This window comes from Pseudomonas sp. NPDC079086 (assembly GCF_044542155.1).
GTDB lineage: Bacteria > Pseudomonadota > Gammaproteobacteria > Pseudomonadales > Pseudomonadaceae > Aquipseudomonas.
On the sequence record NZ_JBITTY010000002.1, the window covers coordinates 916,519 to 930,959 of the forward strand.

12 protein-coding genes are annotated in these 14,441 nt (G+C 60.6%); 3 read left to right on the top strand and 9 right to left on the bottom strand.

Features of this window, described 5'->3' with window-relative positions:
• Positions 1–97 precede the first annotated feature (97 nt).
• Genes asd through leuC form a run of 4 tightly spaced genes read right to left on the bottom strand, consistent with a single transcriptional unit; the run spans position 98 to position 4,484 of the window.
• Positions 98–1,210, bottom strand: coding sequence for an aspartate-semialdehyde dehydrogenase (gene asd / locus ACIGEK_RS13965; protein ID WP_397493876.1), 1,113 nt, complete (start codon positions 1,208–1,210; stop codon positions 98–100).
• A gap of 54 nt (positions 1,211–1,264) precedes the next feature.
• Positions 1,265–2,347, bottom strand: coding sequence for a 3-isopropylmalate dehydrogenase (gene leuB / locus ACIGEK_RS13970; RefSeq protein ID WP_304864243.1), 1,083 nt, complete (start codon positions 2,345–2,347; stop codon positions 1,265–1,267).
• 51 nt (positions 2,348–2,398) lie between these two features.
• Positions 2,399–3,046 (bottom strand): 3-isopropylmalate dehydratase small subunit, encoded by a 648-nt coding sequence (gene leuD, locus ACIGEK_RS13975; RefSeq protein WP_397493877.1) that lies wholly within the window; start codon positions 3,044–3,046, stop codon positions 2,399–2,401.
• 10 nt (positions 3,047–3,056) lie between these two features.
• Positions 3,057–4,484, bottom strand: coding sequence for a 3-isopropylmalate dehydratase large subunit (gene leuC / locus ACIGEK_RS13980; protein WP_397493878.1), 1,428 nt, complete (start codon positions 4,482–4,484; stop codon positions 3,057–3,059).
• Positions 4,485–4,666: 182 nt separating this feature from the next.
• Between leuC and ACIGEK_RS13985 the strand changes: the two genes are divergently transcribed.
• Both ACIGEK_RS13985 and ACIGEK_RS13990 read left to right on the top strand, forming a co-directional pair.
• Positions 4,667–5,560, top strand: a complete 894-nt coding sequence (locus ACIGEK_RS13985; protein WP_397493879.1) for a LysR family transcriptional regulator — start codon at positions 4,667–4,669, stop codon at positions 5,558–5,560.
• A gap of 103 nt (positions 5,561–5,663) precedes the next feature.
• The gene (locus tag ACIGEK_RS13990; RefSeq protein ID WP_397493880.1) at positions 5,664–8,963 is read left to right on the top strand and encodes a PAS domain S-box protein; all 3,300 of its coding nucleotides are present in this window, start codon (positions 5,664–5,666) and stop codon (positions 8,961–8,963) included.
• A 48-nt stretch (positions 8,964–9,011) separates the two neighbouring features.
• Here the strand turns inward: ACIGEK_RS13990 and ACIGEK_RS13995 are convergent, their stop codons facing one another.
• Positions 9,012–9,458, bottom strand: coding sequence for an Hsp20 family protein (locus tag ACIGEK_RS13995; RefSeq protein ID WP_304864255.1), 447 nt, complete (start codon positions 9,456–9,458; stop codon positions 9,012–9,014).
• Between the two features lie 130 nt (positions 9,459–9,588).
• Here ACIGEK_RS13995 and ACIGEK_RS14000 point away from each other — a divergent pair, with 130 nt between their 5' ends.
• On the top strand, positions 9,589–10,335 hold the full coding sequence (locus tag ACIGEK_RS14000; protein ID WP_397493881.1) for an SDR family oxidoreductase: 747 nt from the start codon (positions 9,589–9,591) through the stop codon (positions 10,333–10,335).
• A 9-nt stretch (positions 10,336–10,344) separates the two neighbouring features.
• Here the strand turns inward: ACIGEK_RS14000 and ACIGEK_RS14005 are convergent, their stop codons facing one another.
• The 4 genes from ACIGEK_RS14005 to edd form a co-directional block, all read right to left on the bottom strand.
• Positions 10,345–11,325: a tRNA dihydrouridine synthase gene (locus ACIGEK_RS14005; protein WP_397493882.1), complete on the bottom strand. Its 981-nt coding sequence runs from the start codon at positions 11,323–11,325 to the stop codon at positions 10,345–10,347.
• Between the two features lie 115 nt (positions 11,326–11,440).
• A complete protein-coding gene (locus ACIGEK_RS14010; protein ID WP_108489074.1) occupies positions 11,441–11,890 on the bottom strand; it encodes a thioesterase family protein in 450 nt (149 codons plus the stop codon).
• A complete protein-coding gene (locus ACIGEK_RS14015; protein WP_397493883.1) occupies positions 11,887–12,537 on the bottom strand; it encodes a bifunctional 4-hydroxy-2-oxoglutarate aldolase/2-dehydro-3-deoxy-phosphogluconate aldolase in 651 nt (216 codons plus the stop codon). The genes ACIGEK_RS14010 and ACIGEK_RS14015 overlap by 4 nt, the downstream gene beginning before the upstream one ends.
• A 36-nt stretch (positions 12,538–12,573) precedes the next feature.
• Entirely contained in the window at positions 12,574–14,382 is a 1,809-nt protein-coding gene (gene edd, locus ACIGEK_RS14020) for a phosphogluconate dehydratase (protein WP_397494023.1), read from the bottom strand.
• Between the last annotated feature and the right edge of the window lie 59 nt (positions 14,383–14,441).

The window sequence follows — 14,441 nt, forward strand, 5'->3', positions numbered from 1 at the left end:
AAATGCAAAGGAGCGGACTGCTGAGCGCTCGATTTGACTCGAACACCCAACAGTCCGCCCCTCTTGGACAGCCTGTTTATGTATCAACGCAGCGCGATTAACGCTCCAGCAGGATACGCAGCATGCGCCGCAGCGGTTCCGCCGCGCCCCACAGCAACTGGTCACCGACGGTGAACGCGCCGAGGTACTGTGAGCCCATGTTGAGCTTGCGCAGACGGCCGACCGGCACGCTCAGAGTACCCGTTACAGCAGTCGGGCCCAGTTCGCGAATGCTCGCTTCGCGCTGGTTCGGCACCAGCTTGACCCATGGATTGTGCTGGCTGATCAGGCCTTCGATATCCGACAGCGGCACATCCTTGTTCAGCTTGATGGTCAGCGCCTGGCTGTGGCAGCGCATGGCACCGATACGCACGCACAGGCCGTCGACCGGGATCGGGTTTTTGAAGCGGCCGAGGATCTTGTTGGTTTCCGCCTGACCCTTCCACTCTTCACGGCTCTGGCCGTTCGGCAGCTCCTTGTCGATATAGGGGATCAGGCTACCGGCCAGCGGCACGCCAAAGTTATCGACCGGGAACGATTCAGCACGCATGGCTTCGGCCACTTTGCGGTCGATATCCAGAATGGCGCTTGCCGGGTCAGCCAGTTCATCAGCCACAGAAGCATTGATCGCGCCCATCTGCTTGATCAGCTCGCGCATGTTCTGCGCGCCAGCACCTGAAGCCGCCTGGTAGGTCATGGCACTCATCCACTCGACCAGACCGGCTTCGTACAGGCCACCCAGGGCCATCAGCATCAGGCTGACGGTGCAGTTGCCACCGATGTAGTTCTTGGTGCCAGCATCCAGTTGCTGATCGATCACCTTGCGGTTGACCGGGTCGAGCACGATGACCGAACTGTCGTCCATGCGCAGCGACGAGGCGGCATCGATCCAATAGCCCTGCCAACCCGCTTCACGCAGCTTGGGGAAGACTTCGCTGGTGTAATCGCCACCTTGGCAGGTGAGAATCACGTCCAGGCTTTTCAGCTCGTCAATGCTGTAGGCGTCCTTCAAAGGCGCCGTTTCCTTGCCAATAGCAGGGCCTTGGCCGCCGACATTGGAGGTGGTGAAGAACACCGGCTCGATCAAGTCGAAATCCTGCTCTTCCAGCATGCGTTGCATCAGCACGGAACCCACCATGCCGCGCCAACCGATCAGACCTACACGTTTCATAACCACTACACCTATATAAGCTGACCACCGGAGACCTCCGGCGGGCCAGGAAGATTACAGACTGCGCAGCGCTTCGACTACTGCATCGCCCATCGCAGCAGTACCGACCTTGGTCGTACCAGCACTGTAGATATCGCCGGTACGCAGGCCTTGATCCAGCACCTTGCTCACGGCCAGTTCGATGGCATCAGCGGCAGCGGTCTGATTGAAGCTGTAACGCAACATCATCGACACCGACAGAATCGTCGCCAACGGGTTGGCAATGCCTTGCCCAGCGATATCCGGCGCGCTGCCGTGGCACGGCTCGTACATGCCTTTGTTGTTGGCATCCAGCGAAGCCGACGGCAGCATGCCGATAGAGCCAGTTAGCATCGACGCTTCATCCGAAAGAATGTCGCCAAACATGTTGTCAGTGACCATCACATCGAACTGCTTCGGCGCGCGCACCAGTTGCATCGCGGCGTTGTCGACGTACATGTGGCTGAGTTCGACGTCCGGATAATCCTTGGCTACTTCAATGACCACGGCGCGCCACAGTTGACTGGAGGCCAGCACGTTGGCCTTGTCCACCGAGCAGAGTTTCTTGCCACGCACGCGGGCCATGTCGAAACCGACGCGGGCGATACGGCGGATTTCACTCTCGCTGTACGGCAGGGTGTCGTAGGCCATGCGCTCGCCGTTTTCCAGCACCTTGCTTTCGCGCGGCTGACCGAAATAGATGCCGCCGGTCAGCTCACGCACGATCAGGATATCCAGGCCGGCAACGATTTCGCGCTTGAGGCTGGAGGCATCAGCCAGTTGCGGATAGAGAATCGCCGGGCGCAGGTTGCCGAACAGGCCCAGCTGCGAACGAATCTTCAGCAGGCCACGTTCCGGACGGATCGCCGGGTCAATGGCGTCCCACTTCGGGCCGCCGACGGCGCCGAGCAGAATGGCATCAGCGGCCTTGGCGCGAGCCAGGGTTTCGTCAGCCAGCGGCACGCCATAACGGTCGATGGCCGCGCCACCTAGGTCATCGAAACTCAGCTCGAAACCCAGGTTGTACTTATCGTTGGCCAGTTCCAGCACCTTGACCGCTTCGGCCATGATTTCCGGGCCAATGCCGTCACCGGGGAGAATCAGAATCTGTTTGGACATACTTTTCTCAACTCATTAAATCGGCGAGTGACGCATGCACTCGCCCACTGATTACTTGATGGCGCCGAACAACCAGGGGCTGCGCTGCTGGTAAGTGCTTTCAAAAGTCTTGATCGCATCGCTGTCCTGCAGGGTCAAGCCGATATCGTCCAGGCCATTGAGCAGGCAATGCTTGCGGAACGCATCGACTTCGAAGCGGTACTGCACGCCATCGGCGCGGGTCACGGTTTGCGCGGCCAGGTCGACGGTCAGCTGATAACCGACAGTGGCTTCGGCCTGCTGGAACAACGCATCGACCTCGTCTTCCTTGAGGATGATCGGCAGCAGACCGTTCTTGAAGCTGTTATTGAAGAAGATATCGGCAAAGCTCGGCGCGATTATGGTACGGAAACCGTACTCTTCCAGCGCCCAAGGCGCGTGTTCGCGGCTCGAACCACAGCCAAAGTTCTCCCGCGCCAGCAGCACGCTGGCGCCCTGATAACGCGGGAAGTTCAGCACGAAGTCCTGATTGATCGGCCGCTTGGAATTGTCCTGATTCGGCTGGCCAATATCGTGATAACGCCACTCATCGAACAGGTTAGGACCGAAACCTGAGCGCTTGATCGACTTCAAGAACTGCTTGGGGATGATCTGGTCGGTATCGACGTTAGCGCGATCCAATGGAGCGACCAGGCCGGTGTGTTGGGTAAAGGCTTTCATAGTCGAGTCCTCAGGCCTGAATCAATTCACGCACATCGATAAAGCGGCCGGTTACTGCCGCCGCCGCCGCCATGGCTGGGCTGACCAGATGGGTACGCCCACCAGCGCCCTGACGGCCTTCGAAGTTACGGTTAGAGGTAGAGGCGCAATGCTCGCCGCTGCCGAGTTTGTCTGGGTTCATCGCCAGGCACATGGAGCAGCCCGGCTCGCGCCATTCAAAACCGGCTTCGATAAAGATGTGGTGCAAACCTTCTTGTTCCGCCTGGGCTTTGACCAGGCCTGAGCCCGGTACCACCATCGCCTGCTTGATGGTACTGGCGACCTTGCGGCCCTTGGCTACCTCGGCGGCGGCCCGCAGGTCTTCAATGCGCGAGTTGGTGCAGGAGCCAATAAACACGCGATCCAGCTGGATATCGGTGATCGCCTGATTGGCCTGCAAACCCATGTATTTCAGGGCACGGGTAATCGAATCCTTCTTCACCGGGTCGTTTTCGGCGGCCGGGTCCGGCACGTTCTGATCCACGGCCAGCACCATTTCCGGCGAAGTACCCCAGCTGACTTGCGGCTTGATGTCTTCGGCACGTAATTCGACCACGGTGTCGAAATGCGCATCAGCGTCCGACACCAGGTCCTGCCACTGCGCCACGGCGGCGGTCCAATCGGCACCTTTCGGAGCAAACGGGCGGCCCTCGACGTAGGCGATGGTTTTCTCATCCACCGCCACCAGGCCCACGCGGGCGCCGGCTTCGATGGACATGTTGCAGATGGTCATGCGCCCTTCCAGCGACAGGTCGCGGATTGCGCTACCCGCAAACTCCAGCGCGTGGCCATTACCGCCGGCGGTGCCGATCTTGCCGATTACCGCGAGCACGATGTCCTTGGCGGTCACGCCGAACGGCAGCTTGCCTTCGACCAGCACCTGCATGTTCTTCATCTTCTTCGCCACCAGGCACTGGGTCGCCAGCACATGCTCGACCTCGGAAGTGCCGATACCGTGGGCCAGTGCGCCGAAAGCGCCGTGGGTCGAGGTATGCGAGTCGCCGCAGACCACAGTCATGCCCGGCAAGGTCGCGCCCTGCTCTGGACCGACCACATGGACGATGCCCTGACGGATGTCGTTCATTTTGAATTCGAGGATGCCGAAGTCATCACAGTTCTCATCCAGGGTTTGCACCTGAATCCGCGACACTTCATCAGCGATGGCCTCAAGGCCGCCCTGACGCTCGGCCTTGGTGGTCGGCACGTTGTGGTCTGGGGTGGCGATGTTGGCGTCGATGCGCCACGGTTTGCGGCTGGCCAGACGTAAGCCCTCAAAGGCCTGCGGCGAGGTCACTTCGTGAAGGATATGCCGGTCGATGTAGATCAGCGACGAGCCATCGTCGCGGCGCTTCACTTCGTGCATTTCCCAGAGCTTGTCGTACAGCGTTTTGCCGGCCATCCGCTATCCCTCATCAACCTGTTTCTATGCCTGGGCAAATAGCCCTTTGGCTTATGGGGTAATCCTATGGGCTTGCATTAAATTACTCAAATTCATATTTTTCATTCAAAGCATTCCTCATTGGAATGCAAGTGCATTTAAGTTACGCATACTGCACGTCGCCCATCGCCAGGAGCAGCCCTATGGATCTCGCCACCCTCAATGCCTTTATTGCTATCGCCGAGCTGGGCAGCTTCTCCGAGGCGGCTGAACGCCTGCATCTAACACAACCGGCGGTGAGTAAACGCATCGCCAGCCTGGAGCAGCAGCTGAGTGTGCGCCTGTTCGACCGCCTGGGCCGCGAGGTCAGCCTGACCGAGGCCGGCCGCGCCCTACTGCCGCGGGCCTACCAAATACTCAATGTGCTCGATGATACGCGCCGCGCATTGACCAACCTGAATGGCGAGATCAGCGGTCGCCTGACCCTCGCAACCAGTCACCATATAGGCCTGCATCGCTTGCCGCCGCTGCTGCGCGCCTTTACCCGGGCGCACCCACAGGTGGCGCTGGATATCCAGTTTCTCGACTCGGAAGTGGCTTATGAAGAAGTGCTGCATGGCCGCGCCGAGCTGGCGGTAATCACCCTGGCGCCGGAAACCCGCGAGCCGGTGCATGCAGTGGCCGTGTGGGATGATCCGCTGGATTTCGTCGCCGCCCCCGAGCACCCGCTAGCCCGCAGCAAAGCGATCAGCCTGGCCGATGTGGCCCATCACCCGGCGGTCTTTCCCGGTGGCAATACCTTTACCCACCATATTGTGCGGCGCCTGTTTGAGGCCCAGGGGCTGACACCGAATATCGCCATGAGCACCAACTACCTGGAAACCATCAAGATGATGGTTTCCATCGGCCTGGCCTGGAGCGTGCTACCACGTACCATGCTCGACGAACAGGTGGCGCGCCTGCCGCTACCGGGCATTCAGTTAACCCGTCAGCTGGGTTATATCAGTCACACCGAACGCACTCTTTCCAACGCTGCGCGGGCCTTTATGAACCTGCTGGATGCCCAGCGTGATGGCCTTGCAATGGCCAGCAACTAAGGGCTAACGTGAGCTCATAACGATAAGAAAGGTTTCTGCATGACTCAGCCCCGCTGCTCAGCCACAGACCAGGAAACCCACGTATACAAAGGAAGAGTTGGTCGTGGCTAAATCCAGTGATCGCCGTCCGCCACTGCCGTTTATCCCGGCACTGGATCCTGCCGAATTCGAAAGCACCTGGAACGATGCCCCGCGCCTATTGCGCGCCCTCAACGGTGCCAAGCTGGGGACCTGGTACTGGGACATCGAAAGCGGCCGGGTCAGCTGGTCACGTGGTGCCCAAGCACTGTTCGGCCTCGACCCCAAGCTGCCGCTGGAAAAACGCATCGACTATATCGAGCTGATTCCCGAGGAAGACCGCCCCGATATACTGCGCCTGTTCGAGCAACTGCTCGCCGGCAACCCAAGCAACCGCGCTTTTCGTCACCGCATCCGCTGGCCAGATGGCAGCCTGCACTGGCTGGAAATCAGCGGCAGCTTACAACTGGACGCCGATGGTAAACAGCGCGTTATTGGCGTAATCCGCGATATAACCAGCCAGCAAGCCCGCGAACAAGCACTGCGCAGCAGCGAGGAGAAGTTCGCCCAGGCCTTCAACTACAGCCCGGATGCCGTGGTGATCACCGACAAGGCCAGCGGCCGCTTTATTGAGATCAACGCCGGCTTCGAGCGCCAGTTTGGCTGGACCAGTGAACAGACCCTGGGCCGTACTTCGCTGGAAATGGGTATCTGGGCCTGCCTGGAAGATCGCCAGCGGATGATGACTGCGATCAGCAACAACAGCCTCAACGGCCTGGAAGTATCGCTCTATCACCGCGACGGCAGCATCCGCCGAAACCAGCTATTCGGCGGCGAGATCGTACTGGAGGGCAATCTTTGCCTAGTCCTGTCACTGCGTGATATCACCCAGCAACGCCAGCAGGAACAAGCTCTCAGCGACAGCCAGGAGCGCCTTAATCTGGCCCTCGACTCAGCCGACCTCGGCACCTGGGACTGGCACATCCCCAGTAATATGCTGTTTGGTTCAGCCCGCGCCTCAAAGCTGCATGGCCTGGCGGACGAGCCCTTCCATGACGATTTCCGCAAATTCTTCAGTTTTGTCCCGCTGGAAGATCGTCACGCCATGCGTAAGCACTTCAACAGCCTGGCTAAAGGTCTGACCGAGGATTACCAGGTCACCTACCGGGCGGTGTACGGCAACAAGGACGTGCATTACCTGGAAAGCACCGCCAAGCTCTACCGCGATGCTGACGGCAAACCCGAACGCATGGCCGGCATCCTTATCGATATCAGCGAACGGGTGCGACGCGAGCAAAGCCTGGCCGCTTCGGAAGCCAAGTTCGCCAGCCTGTTCCAGTCCAGTCCAGACCCGATCACCCTGACCACTTTGCCAGAAGGCCTGGCCATGGAGATCAACTCCAGCTTCAGCCAGACCTTTGGCTGGCAACCGGAAGAAGTGATCGGAAACAGGATGACCGACATCCAGTTATGGGCCGACCTGCAGCAACGCAATAACCTAGCCGGCAAACTTAAACGCGACCAAGTGCTGCACAACGAAGTTGCAGACTATCGCGCCAAAGATGGCCGCATCATTACCTGTGTGGTTTCCTCTCGGGTCGTACTTGTCAGCAACCAGCGCTGCATCCTCACCACCTTCCGCGATATCAGCGAGCGGCAGAAAGCCCAGGCTGCACTGCAGGCCAGCCAGGAGAAGTTTGCCCTGGCATTCCAATCAAGCCCGGACGCCATCACCATTACCGAACGCGATACCGCCCGCTACATTGAGGTCAATGAAGGCTTCTGCAGGCTAAACGGCTACAGCGCTGAAGAGGTCATAGGTCGCACGGCACTAGAAATTAACGTATGGGCTGATCCGTCAGAACGCGTTCAGATGCTAGATACTCTTAGACGCGATGGGCATGTTCGCCGCATGGAAATGCACGGTAGACACCGTGACGGCACCATCAAGATGGTTGAGGTATCGGTCAATCCCATCCAACTGAATAATGTCCCCTGCCTACTGTTGACTGCTCGTGATATTAGCGAACTCAAAGAGGCCCAGGCCCAGGTACAGCACCTGGCCTACCACGACTCGCTGACCAACCTGCCCAACCGCGCACTGTTACTCGATCGTCTGACCCAACAGATATCCCTGCTCAAACGCCACGAACTACGCGGCGCCCTGCTGTTTATCGACCTCGACCACTTCAAACACATTAATGACTCACTCGGCCACCCAGTCGGCGATGCTGTGCTCAAGCTGGTTACCGCACGCCTGGAAGCCAGCGTGCGCCAGGAGGACACCGTAGCGCGCCTGGGTGGTGACGAGTTTGTCGTGCTGATTTCCGGCCTGGAAGGCAAACGCTCAAAGGTGGTCCAGCAGGTTCGCTCGCTGGCAGAAAAACTGCGCCACCTGCTGGCCGAACCGATGCTGCTCGACGGCCAACAATTGCAAGTCACTCCAAGCATCGGTATCGCCCTGATTCCCGACCATGGCGACACACCCTCGGACCTGCTCAAGCGTGCCGATATTGCACTCTATCGGGCCAAGGACTCGGGGCGTAACTGCATCCAGCTGTTTCGCAACACCATGCAGAAGGCCGCCAGCGAACGCCTGCGCATGGAAAACGACCTGCGCCTAGCGCTGGCACGGGGTGAGTTCGAGCTGCACTTTCAGCCCCAGGTGGATGCACGCAACAACCAGATCATTGGCACCGAAGCCCTGCTGCGCTGGATGCACCCGACACTGGGCATGCAATCACCGGCGCTGTTTATCCATATTCTCGAAGAAAGCGGGCTGATTCTCGAAGTCGGCGGTTGGGTGCTCGCCGAAGCCTGCCACGCTTGCGCACAACTGCTGCAACAGGGAATGGTCGACGCCACGCAATTCAGCCTGTGCGTGAATATCAGCCCCCGGCAATTTCGCCAGAATGATTTTGTCGAACTGGTGGAAGGCAGCCTTACCAGCAGCCACCTGCCGCCGCACATGCTCAAGCTGGAAATAACCGAAGGCATCGTGATCCAGAATATCGACGACACCATCGCCAAGATGAACCGCTTAAAACGCCTCGGCGTGACCTTCGCCATGGACGATTTCGGCACTGGCTACAGCTCACTGACTTACCTCAAGCGTCTGCCCGTGGATGTGCTGAAGATCGACCAGTCCTTCGTACGCGATGCCACCCTGGATGCCAACGACGCGGAAATCATCCGCGCCATCGTCGCCATGGCCCGCAGCCTGGGCCTGGACATGATTGCCGAAGGCGTCGAGCAAACCGACCAACTGGAATTCCTCCAGCAGCAGGGCTGCCATCACTACCAGGGCTACCTGTTCAGCCGGCCGGTGCCGCTGGAGCAGTTCCGCCAACTGCTGCACAACAACCGCATACCGGCCCCCCTGTAAAACAACAAGGGCACCCGTAGGTGCCCTTGTTGTTAAAAGCGTGGCAGCTTAACTCTGCAGCACGGTGCGGCTGCCCCCAATCGGGATACGCTTGGCTTTAGCCTCTTCCGGCACGATGCGCACAAGGTCGATATTCAGCAGGCCGTTGACCAGACTGGCGGCCTTGACCTCGATATGGTCGGCCAGACGGAACGACAGCTTGAACGCACGCTGGGCGATGCCTTGGTACAGATAGGTGACGTTCTCGGCACTGGTGTCGCGCTTGCCGCCGGTGACGGTCAGCACGCCGCGCTCGACCTGCAGTTCCAGGTCGTCTTCTTGGAAGCCCGCTGCCGCGACCACGATGCGGTATTGGTCGTCGGCATACTTCTCGACGTTGTAGGGTGGATAGCTGCTACCCGCCTCATTGCGCATGGCCGACTCGAATAGGTCATTGAAACGGTCGAAGCCTACGGACTGACGGAACAGCGGGGTCATGGAAAATGCGGTGCTCATGATTAAATCTCCTGAGATTCAGCGAGTGATAAACGCGGGACCCGGCTTCGGCATCCCACATCACTAAAAATGTGGCTACTCAGGTAGATTTCAAGCCTCTGCAAAATTTTCTTACAGGGAGGAGACGCTGATGGAAAAGGTCATGCTGATAACCGGGGCCAGCCGCGGTATTGGCGCCGCCACTGCCAGGCTGGCGGCCGCCCAGGGTTACGCGCTGTGCCTGAACTATCAGCGGCAACAGGCAGCGGCTGAAGCACTGGTGCGCGAGATCACCCAAGCGGGCGGCCAGGCCATCGCCGTGCAGGCCGATGTAGCCGATGAACGCCAGGTAATGCAGCTGTTCGCCCGCATTGACCAGCACTTTGGCCGCCTCGATGTGCTGGTCAACAACGCCGGGATACTGGAAACCCAAATGCGTCTGGAACAGATGGAGCTGGCGCGCTGGCAACGGGTATTCGCGACCAATGTGTACGGCAGTTTTCTCTGCTGCCGTGAGGCGATCAAACGCATGTCGACCCGCCAGGGCGGCAACGGCGGCGCCATCGTCAACCTGTCCTCGGCAGCCGCACGACTCGGCGCACCGGGCGAATATATCGACTACGCCGCAGCCAAGGGCGCCATCGACAGCATGACCCTGGGCCTGGCCAAGGAAGTGGCGGCCGATGGCATTCGCGTCAACGCGGTGCGCCCAGGGGTGATTGAGACTGAGATTCACGCCAGCGGCGGTGAGCCGGAGCGGGTCGCGCGGGTCAGCCAGAGTGTGCCCATGGGCCGCGGCGGTTTGGCCCGTGAAGTGGCTGAAGCGATTCTCTGGCTAGCCAGCGAGCAGGCGTCCTACACCAGCGGTGCGCTGCTGGATGTCAGCGGCGGGCGCTGAATATCAGGATCAGGCACTCGCCTGCTCGGCACGCTCAGGCTCGATAAAGTCAATGCCAAGCAGACCATCGATACGCAGGCAGTCGCTTTCGCGGCGCAGCAAATTGAATAGCTCGGTGGCTTCGGGGTAGCTGCGGGTGAGCATGGCTAGCCATTGCTTGAGCCGCCCCGGCGCGTAACGTGGCGACATCTTGCGCCGCGCTTGCAGCCAGAAATCCGCCAGCAGCGGCTGCAGCTCGGCCCAACTCATGGGCACAACATCCTGCCCAGCCTTGGCGGCAGCAATCTGCCGGGCCAGATCCGGACGCGCCACAAGGCCACGACCGAGCATGATGTCCTCAACCCCGCTGACCTCGCGGCAGCGCCGCCAGTCATCCAGGGTCCAAATCTCGCCATTGGCGAATACCGGCACCTTCACCACTTCCTGCACCCGCGCCACCCACTCCCAATGCGCAGGCGGTTTGTAGCCTTCAACCTTGGTCCGCGCATGCACCACGATCTGCGCCGCGCCACCATCGGCCAGCGCCTGGGCACATTCCAGGGCGTAATCCTTGTGATCAAAACCCAGGCGCATCTTCGCGGTTACCGGGATCGCCGCCGGCACCGCACGTCGCACCTCACGAACGATGGCGTGGAGCAACTCGGGCTCCTTGAGCAATACCGCGCCACCACGGGACTTGTTCACCGTCTTGGCCGGGCAGCCGAAATTGAGGTCGATTACCGGCGCGCCCAGAGTGCAGGCATAGGCGGCGTTATCGGCCAGGCAGGCCGGATCGGAGCCGAGGAACTGCACGCGCAACGGCGTGCCAGCAGCCGTTTGCGCGCCGCTGAACAGTTCAGGGGCGAGCTTCTGGTAGGTGCTGGCGGGCAGCACCCGCTCAGTGACCCGGATAAATTCCGTCACGCACCAATCGATGCCGCCCACCTGAGTGAGCACATCGCGAAGGATTTCGTCGACCAACCCCTCCATCGGAGCCAGGGCGATTTGCATAGGCAGTCTCTTGAATATTCTTTGCCGCGCAAGATAAAGGGCGCAGGTACAAAAACGCCGCGTAGTGTACGCGGCGCGACAGGCTGATGCGCAGCCAGCTATCGGTTAAGCCGCGCTACAACTCCATAGGGAATGGTGGCTGCAACGCCGCACCATAACCCTCAACAAACTCTGGCGGCATGCGCTTGGGTTTGCCGCTGGACAGCTCGATGCAGACAAAGGTGGTTTTCGCCCGCAACAGGGTCACGCCATCTTCCGGGCGAATCAGCTGGAAGCGCCGATCCATCTTCAGGCGCTGATCCGACTCGACAATCCAGGTGGCCATCTGCAGTTGCTGGTCTTCATAGGCGCTGGCCAGGTAATCGATTTCATGGCGCAGCACGGCCATGGCGCGATCGAGGCGGCGGTACTCGGCCAAGTCCAGCCCCAAAAACTGCGAATGGCGCCAGGCGCAGCGCTCAAGCCAGCTGACATACACGGCGTTGTTGGCGTGGCCAAGGCCGTCGATATCCTCTGCCGTGACCTGGATATCGATAACAAAGGGGTTACTCAACTCCCAGCTCATGCTGGCTGCTCCAGGCTACCGGCCAAGGCGCGGGCCTCGGCCGCTAGCTGGGTGATCTGATCCCAGGCGCGGGCGCGTACCAGATTGCTTGGCGCGATCCAGGTGCCACCGACGCAGGCCACGTTGGGCAGACGCAGGAAGCTCAGCAGGTTATCCGGGGTTACCCCACCGGTTGGACAAAAACGAATGCCGGTGAACGGTCCTTTGAAGCTCTTGAGCATCTTGATGCTGGTCGCGCCATTGGCCGGGAACAATTTCAGCGAACGATAGCCGTACTCCAACGCCAGCAGCACTTCGGAGGGCGTCATCACGCCCGGCAGGTAGGGCAAGCCGGAGTCCTCTGCAGCGGCGGCCAGTCGCTCAGTGCAGCCAGGGCTGACGGCGAACTGCGCCCCAGCGTCGCGGGCTTCGCTGAACTGCTCGGCATGAATCAGGGTACCGGCGCCCACCAGCAGGTCCGGCAACTCCTTGCGCATGGCCGCCAGGGCATCCAGCGCGCGCGGGGTGCGCAAAGTCACTTCCAGCACACGAATACCGCCGGCGTGCAGCGCACGGGCCAGGTCCACCGCCAGGCTGATATCGTCGATCACCAACACCGGCAACACCGGGCGGGCCTGTTGCAGCACCACATCCATCGTCAGGCTCATGCCTTGCTCCCCGCTCTCAAGATTCAATCGTCGCGTTCAGTCTTCAAACAGGCTGCTGGCGCCCTGCTCAGCCGAGCTAACCAGACGCCGCTGGGCCGCAAACATTTCCAGACCATAGCCCAATTCCAGCTCAGCACTGGCACACGCCAATGGTCGTGCGGCCAGTTGCTGCTCGCTCAGTTCCACCTGCAGCCGCCCGTTTTGCGCATCCAGCACCAGCCAATCACCATCCTGCAACCGCGCCAAGGCACCGCCTGCCGCCGCCTCCGGGGTCACGTGTAAGGCCGTAGAAACCTGCCCGGAAGCGCCGGACATGCGCCCATCGGTAATCAACGCGACACGCTGGCCGGCTTGCTGCAGATTGGCCAACAGTGGCATCAGTTTGTGCAGCTCAGGCATACCGTTGGCTCGTGGGCCTTGGAAGCGCACCACCAGCACTAGGTCACCTTGCAACTCACCAGCGCTGTAGGCCGCCTGCACGGCTGCTTCCGAATCGAAGACGCGCGCCTGGGCGCGGATCTGCCAGAACGCCGGATCCACCGCCGAGGTTTTCAGGATGGCGCGACCCAGGTTACCCGCCAGCAGCACCAGGCCACCCTCCTCGGCAAATGGCTCAGCCACATGCCGGACAATCTCCGGGGCGGGACTCTGCGCCGGCAGGTCGCGCCAGGCCAGGCGCTCATATTCCAGCCAGGGCTCACGGGTATAGGCGTGTAAACCATGTCCGGCGGCGGTGGCGACATCGTCATGCAGCAAGCCGGCGCCGAGAAGCTCACGCAGCAACCAGGCTGGGCCACCAGCGGCCTGGAACTGATTAACGTCCGCCGCGCCATTGGGGTAGACGCGCGCCAGCAGCGGCACAACCCGCGACAGCGCGGCAAAATCATCCCAGTTCAGTTCATAACCAGCAGCCCGGGCGATGGCAGGCAGATGCAGGGTGTGGTTGGTCGAGCCGCCGCTGGCGAGCAGAGCCACCACGGCATTGATCAACGCCCGCGCATTAATCTGCTGACCGACCGGCAAGTAACGCTCGCCCTTACGACTGTTATGCGCGACCAGGCGCGCCGCCTCATCGGTCATAGCATCGCGCAGTGGCGTATAGGGATGGATAAAAGCACTGCCCGGTACGTGCAGGCCCATGGCTTCCATCAATAGCTGATTGGTATTGGCCGTGCCGTAGAAGGTGCAGGTGCCGGCCTGATGGTAAGCGGCCAGCTCGGCAGCCAGCAGCTCATCACGGCTGGCTTCGCCACGAGCATAACGCTGGCGCACTGCGGCTTTTTCCTTGTTCGGCAAACCCGATTGCATGGGCCCGGCCGGCACGAACACAGCCGGCAGATGACCGAAATGCAAAGCACCGATCAGCAAGCCTGGGACAATCTTGTCGCACACACCCAGGTACAACGCGCCATCGAAAATGCCGTGGGTCAGGCCGATGCCGGCAGCCTGGGCGATCAGGTCGCGGGAGAACAGCGACAGCTGCATACCCCCCTCACCCTGGGTAATGCCGTCGCACATGGCCGGTACCCCTGCAGCAAACTGCGAAGTCGCACCGGCCTTGGCCAGCGCCACTTTCAGGCGCTCAGGGTAATCCCTCAGCGGCGCATGGGCCGAGAGCAGATCGTTGTAGCTGGAAATGATCGCGACATGCGGCGAGCCGCCCTGCTTCATGATCAGTCGCGCATCATCGGGCTGCGCGGCCAGGGCATGGGCTAGGTTGGAGCAACCCAGCGCCTGATGCGCGGTGCGCCCGGCTGCCAGGGCCAGGCGCTGCAAATAACGTTCGCGGCGCTTGGCCGAACGTTTTTCCAGTGCGGCGGTAACCTGCTCAACAACCGGATGCAACATGACGATTCCCTTTATCGGCGAGGTACAAGCTTGCAGTGTAACGGCTTAGCGCCTGC

Excerpts from the sequence above, each read along its gene's own strand:
- asd (WP_397493876.1), bottom strand. The coding sequence starts at position 1,210 with ATGAAACGTGTAGGTCTGATCGGTTGGCGCGGCATGGTGGGTTCCGTG.
- leuB (WP_304864243.1), bottom strand. The coding sequence starts at position 2,347 with ATGTCCAAACAGATTCTGATTCTCCCCGGTGACGGCATTGGCCCGGAA.
- leuD (WP_397493877.1), bottom strand. The coding sequence starts at position 3,046 with ATGAAAGCCTTTACCCAACACACCGGCCTGGTCGCTCCATTGGATCGC.
- leuC (WP_397493878.1), bottom strand. The coding sequence starts at position 4,484 with ATGGCCGGCAAAACGCTGTACGACAAGCTCTGGGAAATGCACGAAGTG.
- ACIGEK_RS13985 (WP_397493879.1), top strand. The coding sequence starts at position 4,667 with ATGGATCTCGCCACCCTCAATGCCTTTATTGCTATCGCCGAGCTGGGC.
- ACIGEK_RS13995 (WP_304864255.1), bottom strand. The coding sequence starts at position 9,458 with ATGAGCACCGCATTTTCCATGACCCCGCTGTTCCGTCAGTCCGTAGGC.
- ACIGEK_RS14000 (WP_397493881.1), top strand. The coding sequence starts at position 9,589 with ATGGAAAAGGTCATGCTGATAACCGGGGCCAGCCGCGGTATTGGCGCC.
- ACIGEK_RS14005 (WP_397493882.1), bottom strand. The coding sequence starts at position 11,325 with ATGCAAATCGCCCTGGCTCCGATGGAGGGGTTGGTCGACGAAATCCTT.
- ACIGEK_RS14010 (WP_108489074.1), bottom strand. The coding sequence starts at position 11,890 with ATGAGCTGGGAGTTGAGTAACCCCTTTGTTATCGATATCCAGGTCACG.
- ACIGEK_RS14015 (WP_397493883.1), bottom strand. The coding sequence starts at position 12,537 with ATGAGCCTGACGATGGATGTGGTGCTGCAACAGGCCCGCCCGGTGTTG.